This window comes from Phenylobacterium sp., assembly GCF_013911965.1.
Taxonomy (GTDB): Bacteria; Pseudomonadota; Alphaproteobacteria; order Caulobacterales; family Caulobacteraceae; genus Phenylobacterium.
In genome coordinates, this window is the sequence record NZ_JACESE010000018.1 from 15,486 (window position 1) to 34,464 (window position 18,979).

General features: G+C 69.4%; 20 protein-coding genes. 8 read left to right on the plus strand and 12 right to left on the minus strand.

Features of this window, described 5'->3' with window-relative positions:
* Positions 1-19 precede the first annotated feature (19 nt).
* Positions 20-1,264, plus strand: coding sequence for a DUF1254 domain-containing protein (locus tag H2041_RS15920; protein ID WP_293414362.1), 1,245 nt, complete (start codon positions 20-22; stop codon positions 1,262-1,264).
* Here the strand turns inward: H2041_RS15920 and H2041_RS15925 are convergent.
* The gene (locus H2041_RS15925) at positions 1,261-1,665 is read right to left on the minus strand and encodes a hypothetical protein (RefSeq protein WP_293414363.1); all 405 of its coding nucleotides are present in this window, start codon (positions 1,663-1,665) and stop codon (positions 1,261-1,263) included. The genes H2041_RS15920 and H2041_RS15925 overlap by 4 nt on opposite strands.
* A gap of 196 nt (positions 1,666-1,861) precedes the next feature.
* Between H2041_RS15925 and rpsD the strand changes: the two genes are divergently transcribed.
* The gene (gene rpsD, locus H2041_RS15930) at positions 1,862-2,479 is read left to right on the plus strand and encodes a 30S ribosomal protein S4 (RefSeq protein ID WP_293414365.1); all 618 of its coding nucleotides are present in this window, start codon (positions 1,862-1,864) and stop codon (positions 2,477-2,479) included.
* Between the two features lie 268 nt (positions 2,480-2,747).
* The gene (locus tag H2041_RS15935; protein ID WP_293414367.1) at positions 2,748-3,764 is read left to right on the plus strand and encodes a TerC family protein; all 1,017 of its coding nucleotides are present in this window, start codon (positions 2,748-2,750) and stop codon (positions 3,762-3,764) included.
* A 1-nt stretch (position 3,765) separates the two neighbouring features.
* Here the strand turns inward: H2041_RS15935 and H2041_RS15940 are convergent, their stop codons facing one another.
* Positions 3,766-4,512: a hypothetical protein gene (locus H2041_RS15940; protein WP_293414369.1), complete on the minus strand. Its 747-nt coding sequence runs from the start codon at positions 4,510-4,512 to the stop codon at positions 3,766-3,768.
* Between the two features lie 80 nt (positions 4,513-4,592).
* Here H2041_RS15940 and H2041_RS15945 point away from each other — a divergent pair, with 80 nt between their 5' ends.
* The gene (locus H2041_RS15945) at positions 4,593-4,967 is read left to right on the plus strand and encodes a hypothetical protein (protein ID WP_293414371.1); all 375 of its coding nucleotides are present in this window, start codon (positions 4,593-4,595) and stop codon (positions 4,965-4,967) included.
* Here the strand turns inward: H2041_RS15945 and H2041_RS15950 are convergent.
* The 5 genes from H2041_RS15950 to H2041_RS15970 form a co-directional block, all read right to left on the minus strand.
* Complete coding sequence (locus H2041_RS15950) at positions 4,964-5,551, minus strand: DUF4126 domain-containing protein (RefSeq protein WP_293414373.1); 588 nt, start codon at positions 5,549-5,551, stop codon at positions 4,964-4,966. The two genes, H2041_RS15945 and H2041_RS15950, sit on opposite strands and share 4 nt — an antisense overlap.
* 65 nt (positions 5,552-5,616) lie before the next feature.
* Positions 5,617-6,036, minus strand: coding sequence for a thioesterase family protein (locus H2041_RS15955; protein WP_293414375.1), 420 nt, complete (start codon positions 6,034-6,036; stop codon positions 5,617-5,619).
* On the minus strand, positions 6,033-6,374 hold the full coding sequence (gene grxD, locus H2041_RS15960; protein WP_293414377.1) for a Grx4 family monothiol glutaredoxin: 342 nt from the start codon (positions 6,372-6,374) through the stop codon (positions 6,033-6,035). Before grxD ends, H2041_RS15955 begins: the two co-directional genes overlap by 4 nt.
* Before the next feature lie 91 nt (positions 6,375-6,465).
* Positions 6,466-7,362 (minus strand): hypothetical protein, encoded by an 897-nt coding sequence (locus tag H2041_RS15965; RefSeq protein ID WP_293414379.1) that lies wholly within the window; start codon positions 7,360-7,362, stop codon positions 6,466-6,468.
* A gap of 11 nt (positions 7,363-7,373) precedes the next feature.
* On the minus strand, positions 7,374-7,607 hold the full coding sequence (locus tag H2041_RS15970; RefSeq protein ID WP_293414381.1) for a BolA family transcriptional regulator: 234 nt from the start codon (positions 7,605-7,607) through the stop codon (positions 7,374-7,376).
* 146 nt (positions 7,608-7,753) lie between these two features.
* On the opposite strand from H2041_RS15970, the gene H2041_RS15975 reads away from it, so the two are divergent.
* Positions 7,754-8,302, plus strand: a complete 549-nt coding sequence (locus tag H2041_RS15975) for a hemerythrin domain-containing protein (protein ID WP_293414383.1) — start codon at positions 7,754-7,756, stop codon at positions 8,300-8,302.
* Here H2041_RS15975 and H2041_RS15980 read toward each other — a convergent pair.
* Positions 8,281-9,177, minus strand: a complete 897-nt coding sequence (locus H2041_RS15980; protein ID WP_293414385.1) for an NAD(P)/FAD-dependent oxidoreductase — start codon at positions 9,175-9,177, stop codon at positions 8,281-8,283. The genes H2041_RS15975 and H2041_RS15980 overlap by 22 nt on opposite strands.
* A 134-nt stretch (positions 9,178-9,311) precedes the next feature.
* On the opposite strand from H2041_RS15980, the gene H2041_RS15985 reads away from it, so the two are divergent.
* Both H2041_RS15985 and H2041_RS15990 read left to right on the plus strand, forming a co-directional pair.
* Positions 9,312-9,749: an Rrf2 family transcriptional regulator gene (locus H2041_RS15985; RefSeq protein ID WP_293414387.1), complete on the plus strand. Its 438-nt coding sequence runs from the start codon at positions 9,312-9,314 to the stop codon at positions 9,747-9,749.
* Between the two features lie 281 nt (positions 9,750-10,030).
* Complete coding sequence (locus H2041_RS15990; protein ID WP_293414389.1) at positions 10,031-11,026, plus strand: LLM class flavin-dependent oxidoreductase; 996 nt, start codon at positions 10,031-10,033, stop codon at positions 11,024-11,026.
* Between the two features lie 36 nt (positions 11,027-11,062).
* Here H2041_RS15990 and H2041_RS15995 read toward each other — a convergent pair whose 3' ends face one another.
* Complete coding sequence (locus H2041_RS15995) at positions 11,063-12,295, minus strand: serine hydrolase (RefSeq protein WP_293414391.1); 1,233 nt, start codon at positions 12,293-12,295, stop codon at positions 11,063-11,065.
* Between the two features lie 132 nt (positions 12,296-12,427).
* Between H2041_RS15995 and H2041_RS16000 the strand changes: the two genes are divergently transcribed.
* Positions 12,428-12,913 (plus strand): CinA family protein, encoded by a 486-nt coding sequence (locus tag H2041_RS16000; RefSeq protein WP_293414393.1) that lies wholly within the window; start codon positions 12,428-12,430, stop codon positions 12,911-12,913.
* Here the strand turns inward: H2041_RS16000 and H2041_RS16005 are convergent.
* The 3 genes from H2041_RS16005 to H2041_RS16015 form a co-directional block, all read right to left on the minus strand.
* Positions 12,910-13,815 (minus strand): hypothetical protein, encoded by a 906-nt coding sequence (locus tag H2041_RS16005; RefSeq protein ID WP_293414395.1) that lies wholly within the window; start codon positions 13,813-13,815, stop codon positions 12,910-12,912. The genes H2041_RS16000 and H2041_RS16005 overlap by 4 nt on opposite strands.
* Positions 13,816-13,899: 84 nt before the next feature.
* A complete protein-coding gene (locus H2041_RS16010; RefSeq protein ID WP_293414397.1) occupies positions 13,900-15,720 on the minus strand; it encodes a DUF885 family protein in 1,821 nt (606 codons plus the stop codon).
* Between the two features lie 136 nt (positions 15,721-15,856).
* Complete coding sequence (locus H2041_RS16015; protein WP_293414399.1) at positions 15,857-18,916, minus strand: TonB-dependent siderophore receptor; 3,060 nt, start codon at positions 18,914-18,916, stop codon at positions 15,857-15,859.
* Between the last annotated feature and the right edge of the window lie 63 nt (positions 18,917-18,979).

The window sequence follows — 18,979 nt, forward strand, 5'->3', positions numbered from 1 at the left end:
GGGCGGGCGCGAGGACGCGATGGCGGAGACGGATCTGAAGACGGCGGCGACGGAGGCCTGGCTCTATGGCCTGCCCCTGGTGGAGATCGCCACCACCCGGTCGCGCGGCCAGGCGCTGGGCCAGAGCATGAACGCCTTCGCCCACGTGCGGAACCTGGCCAACCACAAGCACCGCGCCGTCACCACGCCCAACAACGACACCCTCTATTCGTCGGCCCATCTCGACCTTTCGGCCGGCCCGGTGACGATCACCCTCCCGGCGGCGGGCGAGCGTTATCTGTCGCTGCAGCTGATGGACGCCTACACCAACAGCTTCGCCGTTCTGGGCACGCGGACGACCGGGCCGAACGGCGGGACCTTCACGCTGGTGGGGCCGACCGAGGCCGCCGAGGGGCCGCGCGTGGTCCGTGCGCCCACCAACCACGTCTGGGCGCTGGCCCGCATCCTGGTCGACGGCCCGCACGACCTGGAGGCCGCCCGCGGCGTCCAGGCGGGAGTCTCCATCCAGGGGCCGGCGGTCGAGGCGCCGCCGGCGGTGGCCCAGCGCGGCGCGCCCTGGCCCGAATTCTTCGCCGCCGTCTCGACCCTGATGCGGCTCAACCCGCCGCCGGCGACGGATCTCGCCGTCCTGGAGCGCATGGCGCCCCTCGGCCTGTTGGAGGGCTTCGATCCGTCGCGCTTCTCCGCCGCCGAAATCGCCGAGATCGAGGAAGGGGTGGCCGAGGCGCGCAAGGCGGTCCGCCGCGGCGGCATCACAGGCCCGAACTACATCGAGGGATGGTCCTATCCGTCGTCGAAGCTGGGCGACTTTGGCCAGGACTACCGCTATCGCGCCGGCGTGGCGCTCGGCGGGCTCGCGGCCCTGCCGGTGGTGGAGGCGACCTATATGCGCGGCGAGGGCGACCTGCCGCGGGCGCTCTATGACGGGAACCGGGCCTACCGTCTGCATTTCGCCGCCGACCGCCTGCCGCCGGTGAACTCCTTCTGGAGCCTCTCCCTCTACGAGGCGACCGAGGACGGGCAGTTCTTCTTCACGGACAACCCGCTCGACCGCTACGCCATCGGCGACCGCACCGAGGGCCTGACCTATAACGACGACGGGTCGCTCGACATCTGGATCGGCCATGCCGATCCGGGGGAGGGGCGGCGGGCCAACTGGCTGCCCGCGCCGGCCGGTCCCTTCGCCCTCTTCATGCGGACCTACCTGCCGAAGCCCGAACTGCTGGACGGCGTCTACCGCCTGCCGCCGGTGGAGGCGCTCTAGCCGCCGGCCGGAGGGCGGGCCGGGCAGCCGTAGCTGACCTGGAAGTCGGCGGGACCCTGCGGCGTATCGACGGTGACGGTCTGATCCTGCGCGGGCTCCGCGCCTTGCGCGCAGATGCGCAGGGTCCGCGGCTCCGTCCAGGCGAGCTCGAGCTGGCGGATCGCGTCCAGGGTCGCGACCTGCGTCGGCTCGCCGTCCCGGTGGCGCAGCGAGAGCTCCGCCGACAGGCCCGGGACCAGGGTGATCCCGCCGCCGGAGAAGTCCGCCTCCAGGACGAACTGGCCGTCGGGGCTCTGCAGGCTCATGTCCTCGGGCTGAGAGACGATGCAGGCCGAGAGCAGCAGGGCCGGGGCGGCCCCGAGGCCGAAGCGAAGCAGACGGAGGCGTCGGAAGCGCGGCATGTCAGGCGAAATGGACCGGCGGCCCTTCGGTTGCGCGCCTTGACACTCGCTCCCCCAGCCGTCATAGACCGCCCCTTTCCCGCCGCCAGGTCGCCTGTGCGGTGCGGAATGCATTACGGGTGATGCGGGCTACGCCGTTGAGATCGCGCTTCTGCTACTGGGGGCGCCGGGCCGCGTCGATGAAGAAGAGTGATCCATGACCAAGCGTCATTCCGCCAAGTACAAGCTCGACCGCCGGATGGGCGAGAACGTCTGGGGCCGCGCCAAGTCGCCGGTGAACCAGCGCTCCTACGGCCCCGGTCAACATGGCCAGCGCCGCAAGTCCAAGGTTTCCGACTTCGGCCTGCAGCTGCGCGCGAAGCAGAAGCTGAAGGGCTACTACGGCAACCTGACCGAGAAGCAGTTCTCCCGCATCTACACCGAGGCCGCCCGCCGCAAGGGCAACACCTCGGAGAACCTGATCGCCCTGCTCGAATCCCGCCTGGACGCCATCGTCTATCGCGCCAAGTTCGTGCCGACCGTGTTCGCCGCCCGCCAGTTCGTGAACCACGGCCACGTGACCGTGAACGGCAAGCGCGTGAACATCCCGTCGTACCGCGTGAAGCCGGGCGATGTGGTGTCGGTCCGCGAACGGTCGCGCAACATGGCCCTGGTGCTGGAAGCCGTCGCCTCGTCCGAGCGCGACACGCCCGACTATATCCAGGTCGACGGCAAGGGCCTGTCGGCCACCTTCGTCCGCGCCCCGGAACTGGCCGAAGTGCCCTATCCGGTGAAGATGGAGCCGAACCTCGTCGTCGAATTCTACGCCTCCTAAGGCCTCGACGACTTTCGACTTGCGAAGGGCCCCGGAGCGATCCGGGGCCTTTTTCGTGCGCTCCGCCCCCCGCGCCGCGGCGCCGCCGGCGCCGGAGCCTCGACGACGCGCGCTGTGCCTCAGACCCCGTTGACGCGCCGCAGAAGCCTCACTATCTCCCCGCCACGATCCGGGCCCCTCTGGTCGCGACGGCGGTCGCGATGATGTCGGATCTTCACTCTCGACAGGCGCGGACGCGGCGCCGCGACTATGAGAGGTGCGGGGCCCGATGGACTCTCTGCTCGCCTTTTTACAATCTCCCTTCCTCAGCCAGCCCACCTGGCTGTGGCTGCTCTTCATCAGCATCGTCCTGACCGTGCTGGTGCTCGACCTGGGCGTCTTCAACCGCAAGGACCACGTCATCGGTCCGGCGGAATCGCTGAAGACCGCCGCGGCCTATATCGCCATCGGTCTGACGTTCGGGGCCTGGGTCTGGTGGGACCTCGGGGCCGACAAGGCGGTGGAGTACTATACCGGCTATCTGCTCGAGCTGACGCTGGCGCTCGACAACGTCTTCGTCATCTCGCTGATCCTGGCCTATTTCGCCGTGCCGCGGGAACTGCAGCACAGGGTGCTGTTCTGGGGCATTCTGGGCGTCATCGTCCTGCGGGCGATCATGATCGGCGTCGGCGCCGCGCTCGTCGCGAACTTCGCCTGGATCCTCTACATCTTCGGCGCCTTCCTGCTCTTCACCGGCGCCAAGATGCTCAAGGAGTCCTTCTCGAGCGATGCGGAGGAGGCCAAGGACCTCACCGACAACGCCCTGCTGAAGTGGCTGCGCAACCACCTGCGGGTCAGCGACGGCTTCCGCGGTTCGCGCTTCTTCGTGAAGGAGCCGCATCCGGCAAGCGGCAAGCTCGTCCTCTTCGTGACGCCGCTCTTCCTGGCGCTGGTCCTGGTGGAGTTCGCCGACCTCGTCTTCGCCATCGACTCGGTGCCGGCCATCTTCGCCATCACCCAGGATCCCTACATCGTCTACACGTCCAACATCTTCGCCATCCTCGGCCTGCGGGCGCTCTACTTCGCGCTCGAGAACGCGGTCCACCGCTTCCACTATCTGAAGGTGGCCCTGGCGCTGGTGCTGGTCTTCATCGGCTTCAAGATCTTCGCCGGGGACCTCTTCTTCGGCGGCAAGTTCCCCGCGCCATGGTCGCTCGGCATCACGATCACCCTGCTCGCGGGCGGCGTCGTGGTCTCGCTGCTCAGGCCGCGCCGGCCGCACGCCCTCACCCATCCGGGGGAATAGGTCAGCGGCTGGCCAGGAGGAGGGCGGCGTAGATCGCCGCCCCGGCCGCGAAGGCGAAGAACCGGCTTTCGCGGTCCTCCGGCAGCTCCTCCTTCAGGACGTTCAGCACCACCCCGCCGGCCAGGAAGGCGAACAGGCTGGAGACCAGCAGGGTGGGTGCGGGCCCGATCAGGCCGATCCCCCAGCCGATCAGCGGGGCGGCCGCCAGGATCCAGCGGCCGCGGTGGTCGTAGGTGGAGCCGTGCTGCTGGCGCAGGCCCTGATCGTTGACCACGAAGTGCAGGCCCATGGCGATGGCGTAGAGGATCAGGCTGCGCCCGTCCGCCGCCTCGCGGTGCAGCAGGAGATAGCCGATCAGCACGTTGTAGCCGGCGAAGGCGGTCAGATGGATCCAGAAGACCCCGGTCCCGGGACGCCGCGCCGCGCCGGCGGTTCCGGCCTTCCGCGCCGAGGTGCGCGCCAGCCGGTCGAGGCCGTAGAAGACGCTCAGGCCCACCAGGGCGATCAGATAGATGTGGCTCTCCATCTCGGCGAGAAGTCCGCCTTCGAACTCGCCGCCGAACGTATCCTGGTGGGCGGCCAGTTCCGGCAGGAGGTGGACGAAGACATAGGCCACCGACACCCCGCCGGCCGCCGACAGCCAGATGCTGCGCGGCGTCCGCTGCAGGAAGCGCAGGGTCGGACCGGCCACATGGGTGGCGGAGAAGAGGACGGCGATCAGGGCTGTGACGGCGATCTCGGCGGGCATCACCGAAGGCAACACGCCCGCGCCCGGCAGGTTTCGCCTTGGCCCTTTCGTCGGGGGCCGGCTTGTGGCCGACTGAGCCCATGACTCGCCGCGGCCTGATGCTCGCCTCCGTGCTCGTCCTCCTGTCGGGATGCGCCACCGTTCCGCCGCCGATCCTGGCACCGTCGTCCGCGCCGCTGGCGGAGCTGGAGCCGCTCTATTCGGCCACGGCCCGTGGGCGTGAACTGACCATCCGCGTGGCGTCGAACGGCTGCACCACCAAGGCGGACTTCGCCTTCTATGTGGAGCGCCAGGGCGAGGCTGTGACGCTGGCCTTCGGGCGCAAGCGCGTCGATCCCTGCCGCAGCCTGGTCGCCGGACATGTGGACCTGAGCTTCAGCTATGAGGAACTGGGCCTGAAGCCCCGCGACCCCGTCTTCCTGCTCAATCCGCTGGTGGCCTGGCGCGGACTCTAGACCTGCATCGGCGTGCGCCGCCGCGCCCGGACCGATCGCGCCGCACGCATCGCGCCCAGCACCAGAAGCACAGCCACCAGGCCCGCCATGCCGAAGGCGATGAACGGCAGGAAGACCGCCAGCAGGCTGAGCAGGCCCGAGATCACGTCCTCCACCAGCGAGAGCACCGGGTTCCCCAAGCCGCCCGTGGCGGCGGTGGAGACCGGCCGCGCCAGCGACCGGCTGCCGTGGAAGCCGCCGGCCACGATCAGGCCCGCGACGGCCGCCACCGCCGGGTGAACCTCGGTCAGGACGTTCTGCTGGCCGGCGAACAGGACGGCGCCGGCGACCGGATTGGCGATCGCGCCCACCGCGTGCCATGCATGGTCCACCGCCGGGATCTTGTCGGCGACGAAATCGACCACGGCCAGAACGGCGATGGCGCCGAGCATCCAGGGCTGGGTGAGCACGTCGAACGGCTCGGCCAGACGCAGAAGATCGGTGTAGCGCGCCACCAGGCCGACGGTGAGCAGGGGCACATAGGCGTTGAAGCCGGCGGCGCTGGCCAGGCCGAAGGCGGAGAAGAGGCTGGCGAACCCGTCCATGCCGGTCTCCTTTCGCGAACGTCCCTCGCGGGCATGATGCCTCAGCCGCGCCGCCGCGCGAAGGCTCAGCCGAAACGGGCGACCAGCTCGGCGGGCACGCGACGGGGGCGTCCCGTCGCCCGGTCGATCAGGCACCAGACCGTGCGGACCTGGGCGCACATGGCGCCGTCCGGGCCGTCGATGCGGACGAAACGGTCGAACCGCGGGCCTTCCGCCCTGTCCGACACCCAGGTCCGGCCATGCGCCGTCTCGCCCGGCAGGAGCGCTCGGCGGTAGTCGACCTCGTGGCGCAGGGCGATCCAGGCCCAGGCGGCCGACTCCTCGGCCGTCGCGGCGCTGTCCCAGTGGGCGATGGCCAGGGTCTGGGCCCAGGCCAGGTAGACCACATTGTTCACGTGGCCGTTGGCGTCGATGTCGGTGTCGAGGGGTGTGAAGTCGCGGGTGAAGACCCGCCGGCCCGCCGGCGGCTCGAAGGCCCGGCTCACGCCTCCAGCACGCCCTGTTCGGCCATGAACGGCTTCAGCTCACCGGTCTGGAACATCTCGCGGACGATGTCGGCGCCGCCGACGAACTCGCCCTTCACATAGAGCTGCGGAATGGTCGGCCAGTCGGTGAAGCTCTTGATCCCTTCGCGGAGGGAATCGTCCTGAAGGACGTCGACGCCGACGAAATCGACGCCCAGGTGGTCGAGGATCTGCACCACGACGGCGGAGAAGCCGCAGCGCGGCTGCTCGGGCACGCCCTTCATGAACAGGACGACCTGATGGTCCTGGATCGTCTTGGCGATGAAGTCGTGGGCGGGATCGGTCATGGCCTCGCTCATGGGAACGGCCTTTCGAATAGAATCCAGAGTCGTCTGACAGCTAGGGAGCCGCCGCGGCGGGGTCAAGCGAGGCGGCGCGGCCGATCGACGCTCAGGCCCGCTGCGCGGTCGGCCCTTCGGCCTGCGAATCGATCCGAGCCATCTCGATCTGGGCGGCCAGGCCGGTGGGCAGGTCGCGGTCGGGAATGGCCCCGAGACGCTCGATCACCTCGGGCCGCAGGGCCTCGATCTGGATCGTGGAGAGCGAGGGCTCGGTCAGGGCGTAGCCGAGGCAGAGCTCGTCGGCCTCCCAGCCGCGCGTCTCGTGAAGGAAGGCGTACGGGCCGACGCTGGCGGCGCTCGGACCGGAGCGGCGGAAGAGCCCGCCCTTCTGCGGCGGCTCGGAGGGAAGCCGGCACAGTTCGGGCGGGAAGGGATCGAAGCCGAGGATCGCCATGTTGGCGTGGGCCGCCTCGCGGATGCGGCGGCGGATCTTCCATCCCGAGGTGAGGTTGAAGGGCGAGCCCAGGGCGTCGAAGGCGCCGGTGGCGACGGCCTGGTCGATCACCGGACCTTCGCCCACGACGCCGACGCCGAGCGCGAGGCCGGCGCTGCGCACCTCGTCGAGCATGCGTGCGCCTTCGGCGGTCAGGGTGGCGTAGGCGCGCTCGTCGAGCATCAGCAGGTCGAGATAGGCCGCCGCGGTGGATCGCAGCGCCTGACGGATGGCGCCTTCGATCCGCTGAGCGTCGGTGGGCGTGCGCCCGTCGCCCGGCAGGCGCAGGGACACAAACAGCAGCCGGCGTTCCACCGGCTCGAAGGCCAGGCGCAGCCCTTCGGCGAGGGCTTCCGAACCGGCCTCGAATTCGAAGGTGTTGACGCCCGTCTCCATGGCCGCGAAGGCCAGGTTGCGCCAGGTCCCGGGCGGCTGCGGCCGGCCAGGCTCGCGCAACAGGAGGCTGATCGCCGAGACCGCCTTTCCCGCAACGCCGAACGGCCGATAGCGCATTCGCCTCTCCCTCAGGCTGGCGCGGACGTCTCGAGGGCCAGGGCGTGGAGTTCGCCGCCCACCTTGCCCTTGAGCGCGGCGTAGACGAGCTGGTGCTGCTTCACGCGCGGCAGGCCCCGGAAGGCCGGAGAGACGATGCGGGCGCGGTAGTGATCGTCGTCGCCCGCCAGATCGGTGATGTCGATCTCGGCGTCCGGAAAGGCTTCGCGCAGCGCGGACTCCAGCGCGGACTGGCTCATGGGCATGGTTCGGCTCCCGTCGAACAGAGTTTATGGCGCAGAAAGGCTTAACGGCCTGATAGCGCGAAGCCGGCGGCCGGCGCGAGCCCTTCGCCGGGAACAATCGGGGCGATGGCCGCTTGTGTTGCGGCCCACAAAGGAGACGCCTCGCAATGTCCGTCATCGACAAGGCCCTGGCGGCCATCACCCCGCCGGAGAGCGACGAAGCGCGCGCCGAAGCCACCCGCAAGGCGCGGGAGCTGGCGACCCCCGGCGACTGGCTCAGCGCCGCGCTCGACCACCACGACCAGATCCGCTCCGCCTTCGAGGAGGCGCGAAGCGCCGCCGACCCGGCCGGCCGGGTCGCCGCCTCCAAACGTCTGGCGCTGGTCCTCAACGGTCACGCATTGGCCGAAGAGCTTGTGCTCTATCCGGCGCTCGCCAAGGAGGGCGACAAGGGGCGCGCCGGCATCGCCTACAGCGAGCAGACCACGGCCAAGATGCAGATGGCCGAACTGGAGCGGATCGATCCGGCCAAGGAGGCCTGGCTCGACAAGCTCGAGCACATCCGCGGCGCGATCCTCCACCACATCTGGGAGGAGGAGAACTCCTGGTTCCCGCGCATCAAGGCGGAGTACGAGGACCAGGCCTTTCTGGACCGCCGTTTCCGGGAGGAGTTCGACCGCTACGACCGCGCGCCTCAGCCGAGGCTCAATGACTGATAGGCGCCGACGCCGGCCATGACGCCGCTCGCCGAGGCGAGGGTGGCGTTGTGCATTGCGCGCGCCGCGTCCCCGGCGGCGAACACGCCCGGCACGTTCGTCTCCTGGCGGCCGTCGGCGGCGATATAGGCCCCCGTCGGCCCGTCTTCGAAGGCGCAGCCCAGGGCCTCGGCGAACCCGCCGTTGGGGGCCGTTTGCGGCGCGGTGAAGAGGGCGGCGAGGGGCAGGACGCGGCCGTCGGCCAGCCGGACGGCCTCCAGGCCCGGCGCGTCCCCCAACAGGGCGGCCACAGGCGTGGTCTCCACGGTCACGCCCCGGCGGTCGAGCCGCCCCTTGACCTCAGGTTCGGGAACGAACAGGCCCTGCGTGAAGAGCGTGGTCGGCCCCCAGTCCGGCAGCATCTCGGCCTGGTGGGCGCCGAGCGGCCCGGTCGCCAGCACGCCCAGCGGACGGTCGCCGAACTCGTATCCGTGGCAGAACGGGCAATGGACGACGGTGCGTCCCCACCGTTCCGCCAGGCCCGGAACCTCGGGCAGGGTGTCGGCCACCCCGTGCGCCAGGACCAGGCGTCGGGCGGCGTAGGCCGCGCCATCGGCCAGCGTCACCTCGAAGCGGTCGAACTCGCCCGAGGCCCAGACGGCGTGGCCATGGACGAAGTCGACGCTCGGATAGGCGCTGAGCTGTCTCAGCCCCTCGCGCATGATCTGGGCCGGCGCGGCGCCATCCTGGCCGAGGAAGCCGTGGGAGGCTTTGGCGAACCGATTTCGCGGTTCGCCGGCGTCGATCACCAGAATCCGCCGGCGCGCCCGCGCCAGCTGCATGGCCGCCGACAGGCCGGCGAAGCTGCCGCCGATGATGATGACCTCATAGGGCATGGGGAACTCCTGATCTGCGCCCGCGGCCGTCTCGCCGCTTCAGAAGTTACATGATGGGGCGCGCGGGCCGATCACGCAACTCCTGTTGTTCCGAGAATTATGGCCTATGTTCGCAGGTCAACCGGAGAGCCCCGATGCGAAGCGACAGCCGCCTCTCGCGCATGCTGCACGCCCTGATCCATATGGACCGCCACGACGGCGCCATGACCTCGGAGCATCTGGCCCAGATGCTCAGCACCAACCCCGTCGTGGTCCGTCGCACCATGGCGGGCCTGCGCGACCAGGGCATCGTGCGGTCGGAAAAGGGCCACGGCGGCGGCTGGGCCCTGAATCGCAGCCTGGGCGACGTCACCCTGCTGGACATCTACCGGGCGCTGGGCGACCCGCGCCTGTTCGCCATTGGCCTGGCCGACGACGACCCCCGCTGCCTGGTGGAGCAGGCCGTCAACGCCGCCGTCGCCGACACCCTCTCAGCCGCCGAAGCCCTGGTGATCGCCCGCTTCGGCGAGGTGACCCTGGCCGACATCGCCGAAGACTTCGACAGGCGGTTTGCGGCGGTGATGGGGGGGTGAAACTGTCGGGCCGAGCGGCCGGCCGCCATTTCTAGCCCGCGTTGCATCGCGCGAGGTTTCGATCTCGGGTTCGCCAGCTACTCCAATGGTAAGAGCCGCGTTTACTCCACGAGCTGCGCCGCGGCGGATATGACGTGTCTGAAGCCTTGAGGCCCCTGAGGCGACGGCGCATCAGGGACTTTGGGCCTTTCGTCGGAAGACCAGCGACCGGCGCTACATAGGGCGGATTTCTCGACGGCGCGCCGCGAGCAATCTGCGCCCCACGCCCTATATCCCCCTCCATGATCCCGCTCTCCGTTCTCGACCTTTCGCCCATCGTGCAGGGCGGCGGCCCTGGCCAGTCGCTTCGTGACAGCCGCAACCTGGCCCGCGCCGCCGAGCGGCTGGGCTTTGCGCGCTACTGGATGGCCGAGCACCACAACATGACCGGCATCGCCAGCGCGGCGACCGCCGTGGCCCTGGCCTATGTGGGGGAGGGAACCTCGACCATCCGGCTGGGGGCCGGCGGCGTCATGCTGCCCAACCATGCGCCGCTGATCATCGCCGAGCAGTTCGGGACACTGGACGCCCTCTATCCGGGGCGGATCGACCTGGGCGTCGGCCGGGCGCCGGGGACCGACCAGGTCACCGCGCGGGCCCTGCGGCGCAACCTGGCCGGCGGCGTCGACCAGTTTCCGCAGGACGTGATGGAGCTGATGGCCCTGCTGGACGATGCGCAGCCTAATCAAGCGGTGCGCGCCGTGCCCGGCGTCGGGTCCAAGGTGCCGGTCTGGGTGCTGGGCTCCAGCCTCTATGGCGCGCAGCTGGCCGCGGCGCTGGGGCTGCCCTACGCCTTCGCCTCCCACTTCGCGCCGGCCATGATGGACCAGGCCGCGCAGATCTATCGCCAGCAGTTCCGGCCGTCGAAGCCGGGGGATCAGCCCCGTCTGATGCTCGCGCTCAACCTCGTCGCCGCCGAGACCGACGCCGAGGCGAAGTATCTGTTCACCTCGTTGCAGCAGGCCTTCGTCAACCTGCACCGGGGCCAGCCCGGGCCCCTGCCGCCGCCGATCGAGGATGCGGAGGGCGCGCTGGCTGGCACGGTGGCGCCCGGTTCGCCGCTGTCCAAGGCGGTGGTCGGCGGTCCGGAGACGGTGCGCGCCGGTCTCGAACGGTTCGTGGCCGAGCACCGCCCCGACGAGATCATCATCACCGCCCAGATCTTCGATCAGGCCAAGCGCGTCCGCTCCCTGGAGATCGCCAGCGCCGCCCGCGACGCCCTGGCCGCGGCGGCCTGAGCCGCCGGGCCTTGGGCGCCCGGGCCGGCATTCGCCTCAGTCGACGATGGCCGAGTAGATCAGGCTCTTGAGCTGGCCGCGGAAGTTGAAGGTGCCCGAGGGCATCAGCTGCGTCATGAAGACCAGCGTCAGGTCCTCCTTCGGATCGACCCAGAAGATGGTCGAGGCCGCGCCGCCCCAGTAGTAGTCGCCCACGCCCAGCGATCCCGTCTCCACCTGGCCCATGGTCGAGGCGAAGCCGAGGCCGAAGCCCACGCCTTCGTTGGAGGTCTCGGAGAATGCGCCGATGGCGAGCTGCGTCAGGTCCGCGCCGCCCGGCAGGTGGTTCATGTGCATCATCTCGAGCGTGCGGGGCCCGAGGATGCGATGGCCTTCCAGTTCGCCGCCCCGGCGCAGCATGTCCACGAAGCGGCCATAGTCGGCGATGGTGCCGGTCAGGCCGCCGCCGCCGGACTTGAAGCCGGGCTCGCGGGTGAAATCGCTGTCGGCGGGGTCGTCGATCAGCTTCAGCTTCTTGTCCGGCCCACGCTGATAGTTGGCGCAGAAGCGGTCCACCTTGTCCGGCGCCACCTGGAAGGCGGTGTCGACCATGCCGAGCGGCTCGAAGATCTCCTCCTGCAGGAACTGGGCGAAGGGCTTGCCGGAGATGATCTCGACGAGCGCGCCGCAGATGTCGGTGGAGAGCGAGTACATCCAGCGCGTGCCCGGCTGATAGAGCAGGGGCACCTGGCCGAGCTTGTCCATGAACTCGTGCATGGAATCGGCGCCGCCGACGGAGCGGACCTTCAGGGCGCGATAGATCTTGTCGACCGGATGCTGCAGTCCGACGCCCGGCAGGCCGCCGCCGTAGGTGAAGCCGCCGGTATGGGTCAGCACGTCGCGGAAGGTGACCGGGCGGTTCGGCGCCTCGGTCTGCATGTCGTCGCCTTCGCCGGAAATCCAGACGCGGTGGTTGCGCCAGGAGGGGACGAAGCGGCTGACCGGGTCGTTGAGCTGAAAATAGCCGCGCTCATACAGCATCATGAGCGCCACCGAGGTGATCGGCTTGGTCATGGAATAGATGCGGAAGATGGCGTCGTCCCGCATCGCCTTGTTCCGCTCCAGGTCCATGGAGCCAAAGGACTCCTGGTAGGCGATGTGGCCGTGGCGGGCGACCTGGACCTGGCAGCCGGCGATCTTCTGCGGTCCGATATAGTTGCGTTCCAGATGGTCGGCGATGCGCTCCAGACGGCCAGCGTCCAGGCCCGTCCATTGGGATTGGGCGTCCATGAGAAAATCCTCCCGAAAATCGCGGCGTATGTAATTGCCGCCATCATGATCTGCGACGCGGCGGCGGCCAAGCCGTTCCTGTTCAAGCGATCGCCCTGCTAGGCTGCGGCGAACAGGCGAGGAGCGAGGCTCATGGTGGATCTGAAGGCGCTGGGCGCCGAGGTGGGCGCGCAGCTCAAGGCGCGCGGCGAGAAGGTGGCGGTGGCCGAGAGCTCCTCCGGCGGCCTGATCTCGGCGGCCCTGCTCGGCGTGCCGGGCGCCTCGGCCTATTATCTGGGCGGGGCGGTGGTCTACACGGGCAAGGCGCGCATGAGCCTCCTGGAGATTCCGCGCGAGGCGGTGGCGGGCATGCGCTCGGCCAGCGAGCCCTATGCGCTCCTGCTGGCGCGGACGGTGCGCGAGCGCTTCGGCGCCGATTGGGGGATTTCCGAGACCGGGGCGGCCGGCCCCACCGGCAACGGCTATGGCGATCCGGCCGGACACACCTGCATCGCGCTCTCCGGCCCCGTCGAACTGGCCACCACGCTCCGCACCGGCGCCGACGATCGGGAAGCGAACATGGAGGCCTTCGCCGCCGCCGCCCTCGAACTGCTTAAGCGGGCGACGGCCGAGGCCTAGAAGCTCCAGTTCACGCCGAAGCGGGTGACCAGCTCCTGGTCGTCCAGCCCGCTCGCCACGTCGGCGTTGGGGAACCACAGGTCGACGCCGCCGCTCAGGCTGAGCGACTCCACGGCCTGCGGAAACGGCGTCATCGAGACGGCCACGCCGGTCCGGAAGAAGCCATAGTCGGTCTTTCCGCCGCCGATGGCGTCGTAATAGTGGTCGGAAAAGCCGGCGACCAACGGGATGCTGACCGTCAGCTCCCGCTCCGGCGCGCCGAGGCCGAAGCTGGGGGTGAGCGAGGGCTGGACGTAGAGCGCGTCCTTACGGCCCGGCCGGTCCAATTCGTGCGCCAGCCGCAGGGCCGGGTTCAGGCTGAAGCCGCGCAGCGGCACGCCCTCCCACCGGCCGGCGTCGTCGTAGCCGACAATCAGCTCCAGGTCGCCGTAGTCGGCGAAGGAGTCCGCCGGCGAATGGTAGCGATAGTAGGTCAGGGCGCCGTTCCAGCGGTCGCGCAGCTGGATCGTCGCGCCGGCATAGAGATCGGCCTCGTACCAGCCGGGGAAATCGCCGTCGTTCGCCTGGCCCAGGCCCGGCGGACCGTCCTGCAGGCTGCTCCAGGTCCCGAACGTCAGATTGACCCCGGTGACGGCGCCGCCGGTCAGCTCGGGCAGGTCGATGCGGATGGTGGCGTAGGGCTGCAGGCTCGGCTCTTCGGCGAAGGCCACCCCGCGGGAGATGTACTGGCTGACCGCCACAGCGCCGACATCGACGCCGAAACGGCCTTCGTCCTGCGCCATGGGATCCAGGATGGCGACCTCGGGCGGCCGCTCGTCGCCGAGCGGGATATCGGTCTCCTGGCCCAGGGCCGGACCCGCCGCGGCGGTCATCAGGACCAGGGCGCCGCCGATGCTCTTCATGTCGCTCCCTCCGTCTCCGCTTAGGCAGCGGAGAGCGGATGGGGCGGGAATTGGCTCCGACGGCGCCGCTTGGCCTTCGGCGCGCTAGGCCTGCCGTGCGCCCGCCACGTAGCGGTCGACCACGCCTTCGAGCACGGTGAGCGGCATGGCGCCGTAGAGCAGGGTGGCGTCGTGGAAACGCCGCACGTCATAGCGTTCGCCCAGCGCCTGGCGCGCCTTCTCCCGCAGGCGCAGCCAGGTGAGCTTGCCGACCATGTAGCTGCAGGCCTGGCCGGGCCAGACGGAATAGCGCTCGATCTCGGTGGCGGCCGAACTGGTCGGGCTGCCGTCGATGGAGGTCATGGTCTCGATGGCCTTCTCGCGGCTCCAGCGCTTGGAATGGAGGCCGGTGTCGACCACCAGCCGCGCGGCGCGGAACAGCGAGGCCTGGATCTGGCCAAGCTCGCCCAGCGGATCGTTCTCGTAGAGGCCCATCTCCAGGGCCAGCTGCTCGGAATAGAGCGCCCAGCCCTCGCTGTAGGGCGAGAAGCCGGCGATGCGGCGCAGCATCGGGATGCCGGCCTCCTGCTGCAGGGACCGCTGCAGATGGTGGCCGGGAATGGCCTCGTGATAGGTGAGCGTCTTCAGCGTCCAGCGCGGGTTCTCGGCGCTGTCGCGCAGGTTGATCCAGTAGATGCCCGGGCGCGAGCCATCCAGGGCGGGGCGGTTGTAGTAGCCGCCCGGCGCGCCGGCCTCGATGAACTTGGGCACGCGCCGGATCTCCACCTCGGCCTTGGGCAGGGTCCCGAAGGCTTCCGGCAGGCGCGGTTCGATCTCGGCCACCAGCTCGTTGAGATAGGCGATCAGCTCTTCCTTGCCGGCGTCGGTGTCGGGGAACAGCTGATCGGGCGCCTTGAAGAGGTGCTGGATGCGCTCGCCGACCGACCCCTGCGTCAGGCCCCGGCCCTGCAGGATGGTCTCGGCCCGGGCCGAGAGCTCGCGCGCCTGCTGCCAGCCCAGCTCGTGGATCTCGTCCGGCGTCAGCGCCGTGGTCGTCGAGCTCTTCAGGGCGTCGCGGTAATAGGCCTCACCGTCCGGCAGCCGCCAGCAGCCGGCGTCGTGGACGGCTTTCGGCTGCAGGCTCTGCAGCCAGGCCATCTGGCGCTCCAGGGCCGGGACGACTTTCTCGACATAGATGGCCGAAGCGCGGCCGGAGTAATCGCCTTGAATTCCCTTCTCCCGAGCCCGGTCGGCGACGGAGGTGACCAGGGGCGAGGCGGCCGGATCGCCCTTCAGGCCGGCCATCTGGGCGAGCGCCCGCTCGAGCACGAAGTCCGGAGGAACCACGCCGAGGCCGGCGTCGCGGCGGCTGCGCTCGGTCTCCTGGTCCATCACGGCGGCGAAGTCGCTCAGGCGCTCGAGATAGGCCTCGGCGTCGGCCTGGGTCTCGATGGCGTGCTGCGTGCCCAGGAAGTCCGGCACGTCCTGATAGGCCCCGTTGAGCTGCGAGAGGACGTAGGGGGAGCCGGCGCCGCCATTGCCGTAGACGTAGCGGGCGTTGGCTGCGGCGTTGGTGGCCGTGGTGAAGAGCACCGCCTCGTAGTGCGGCGTCATGGCCGGGCTCAGCGCCGTCCGGTCGATGGCTTCCAGCCGCGCCAGGCGGGCGGCGTTGCGCGCCTTGTCGGCCTCGAGTTCGGCGATCGAGGCGGGGCTGAGCTCGCTCTTGGCCGCCATCCGGACGCCTTTGTGCAGGCCCAGGCGCGTGACCATCTCCGGCGAGTGGTCGAGCATGTCGTCGAAGATGTCGTCGAAGAGGGCCAGCAGCCGGCCGTCTTCGGCCGTGACCGCGGCGGCCTTGGCGCGGCTCGCGGCGGCCGGGGCCAGGGCGAGGGCGGCCGCACCGGCCAGGAAGCTTCGACGATCCATGATCAGGTCCCCTGCTAATGATCTGAAGGCGGAGCTTAGCGCCGCCGCGCGCAGTTCAGCCACCCCGGCCGCCCGTGGCGCACAAACGAAAAGGGCGGGCGCCTGCGCGCCCGCCCTTGCCGGTCTCGAATGAGCCTCAGAAGTTCGCCTTCAGGCCCACATAGAAGTAGCGGCCCACCGGACCCACGGGCGTGGCGCCCTGGGTGAAGGCGCCGGCGCCGGTGCTGCCCACCCCGGTCGTGCCGCGGTCGGGAAGCTGGTTGGTGAAGTTGTTGATGCCGGCATAGGCCTGGTAGGCGTCGCGGAAGCTGTACTGCACCTGGATGTCGTGCGTTTCGCGCGGCGAGTAGGTCCAGTAGTCGGCCGGGACGTAGTTCGGGTCCGAGGCGCGGCGCTCGTCGGTGTAGCGCTTGGTCTCGTCGAACCAGTTGAAGCCGTAGTTCACGATCAGGTCGTTCCACAGCCAGGTGACGTCGAAGTTGGCCTGCCACTTCGGCGCGCCGGCGAAGCCGACCTCGTCGGTGGGATCGGCGCCCTCGATCTCGATGAACTGCAGCTTGGTCAGACGGTTGGCCGCCAGGTTGAACTGGAACCGGCCAATGTCTCGCTGGATGCCCAGGTCCACCGGATCGAGCAGGTACTGCGCGGTGAAGTCGAAGCCGGCCGTCTCATACTCCGAGACGTTGACCGAGTACTCCTGGAAGAAGTCCACGAAGCCCGTGGCCGGGTCACGCGTGAACAGGTTGCAGAAGTCGTTCGGCTGTTCGAGGTCGTAGCAGCTCTCGATGATGGTGTCGGCGGTGAACTGGTTCACCGCGTCCTTCAGGGTGATGCGGTAATAGTCCAGGGACATGGACAGGCCGGGCGCGAAGCGCGGCGTGAAGACGAGGCCCAGGGTCTGGGTGTCGCCGGTTTCCGACTCCAGGTTCGGATTGCCGCCCACGACGCCTTCGACCGACGACGAGGTCGTATCGATGAAGTCCTGGTCGAGCGGGCTGTAGCCGAGCGCCGCGGTGCAGTTGGCCAGGCGGTACTGGGTGCCGGCCTCGACATTGCGGGTGTCGCAGGGGTCGGTGATCGACCGGAAGGTCTGCACCTGGGGCAGGAACAGCTCGTTGATGTTCGGCGCCCGGACCGCGCGGGCGCGGCTGCCGCGGATCATCAGGTCGTCGGTCACGCGCCACTGGCCCCCGATGTTCCAGGTGTCGGTGGTCCCGATCGTGGAATAGTCGGAGAAGCGGTAGGCGAGATTGACGTCGAAGGACTGCACGAAGGGCAGGTCGCGCACGATCGGCACGGCCAGCTCGGCGAACAGCTCGTTCACGTCGAACTCGCCCTGGACGACCGCGCCTTCGCCCAGCCAGGTGACGCTGTAGCCCAGTTGGGCCGCCAGCAGTTCAGACTGCGACGGGGTGAAGAGGCTCTTTTCCTTGCGGTACTCGGCGCCCAGCACGAAGCCGATCGGGCCGGCGGGCAGCTCGAACTGCTCGCTGGTGTCCCCCGAGATGTAGGCGTTCAGCACATGCTGCTCGACCTCGGCGCTGGAGTGGGCCGTCTCGTTGATCCAGGCGCGGGCCTCCGGCGAGATGCCGCCCTCGCCGAAGATGTTGATCGGCACGCAACCGGCCGCCGCGCCGCTTCCGGCATAGGCGGCGTTCCAGGCGCCGGCGTCGACGCCGTCGCCGAACACGTCGCCCAAGGGGACAGCCGACGGGTCGAGCGTCGAACGGCAGACGATGTTGCCGCTGGCGGGATCGCGGACGGCGTCGATGGCGGCGAACCAGCGCAGGTTGTTGCGGTTGTTGAGCTCGTCGTTCTCCTCGGTCGTCTTACCGAAGGTGTAGGAGACGTTGTACGAGATGGCCGGCGACAGATCGCCCTCGAAGCCGACGACGGTGCGGATGGTCTCGCGCTCGATGTCGCGACGCACCTGGCCCAGATCGAAGTTGTCGCGGGCGACCAGCACGCCCGGCGGCAGGCCGGTGTCCGTGCCCGGATCGGCGAAGCCGCCCGGGGCGATGGCGTCAGCCCGGATGGAGCCCGGGATGAAGGGGTTCTCGATGGGGACGAAGATGCCGTAGTCGAAGGTCGGCTGCGAGGTGAAGGACGTCTTGGCGTTGTTGTACTTCACATTGGCGAAGACGCGGTGGTCGGCCGACAGGTCGTACGTGCCGGAGACGTAGGCGCTCCAGCGCTCCAGGCCCGGCACGAGCTCCGTCTGGAAGAGGTCGGTGGGCGTGCCCGAGCCGCCCAGCATGGAGAAGCCGCCAGTGTAGAGGCCGTCGACCCAGGGATCGCCGTCGCCCTCGAAGCTGACGCCGGAGTAGGTGCCGGAATTGAAGTCGGCGCGGGTATAGACGCCGCCGCCCAGGGCGGTGTCGATGTAGCGGCTGTCGCGGGCGAAGACGAGGGTGGTGTCGCCCCAGGGACCGCGGTCGATATTGTTGTAGTCGGCCGGGTTGTTGACGAAGACCTCGCGATTGCCCGGCCGCGAGAAGTCGCGGTCGTAGGGCGAGATGGCGTCGCGGTTCGAGTACTCCAGAGCCCCGGTGATGTTGGCGCGGCCGTCCATGAAGTTGCGGCCGCCAACGGCGCTGATGAAGGCTTCCTCGCCGCCGCCCTCGTCGGAGAAGCCGTACTGGGTGCGGACGTCCAGGCCTTCGAAGTTGCGCTTGGTGATGAAGTTGACCACGCCGGAGACGCCGTCGGCGCCATAGACGGCCGAGGCGCCGCCCGTGAGCACTTCGACCCGCTCGATCAGGCCCACGGGGATGGCGTTGGTGTCGACCGCGGCCGTGCCGGGATCGCCGGCGACGTGGCGGCGGCCGTCCACCAGGACCAGGGTGCGCTTCTCACCCAGGTTGCGAAGGTTCAGCAGGTTGAGGCCCACGCTGCCGCGGTTGGCGGCGTTGGCCAGATCCTGGTTGTCGGTCGAGCCGACCAGGGCCGGATAGCTCTGCATCAGGTCGGTGACGTTGGTGATGCCCGACCGTTCGATGGCTTCCTCGTTCACCGTGCTGACGGGGTTCGGCGCGGTGAAGTCCTGCAGGCGCAGGCGCGAACCGGTGACGACCAGCTCTTCGACGGCGACGGCGGAGTCCTCCTGGGCCAGCGCGGCGCTGGGCGCGGCGAGGCTCGCCAGGACGGCGGCGCCGGACAGAAGGGACGAGGCGAGGAGTGTCTTTTTGAGGATCATTCGGGTCTCGGCGAAAGGAGTTTCGCCCCATCGATCATGGAACCGGCGTCGGCGCAGGAGGCC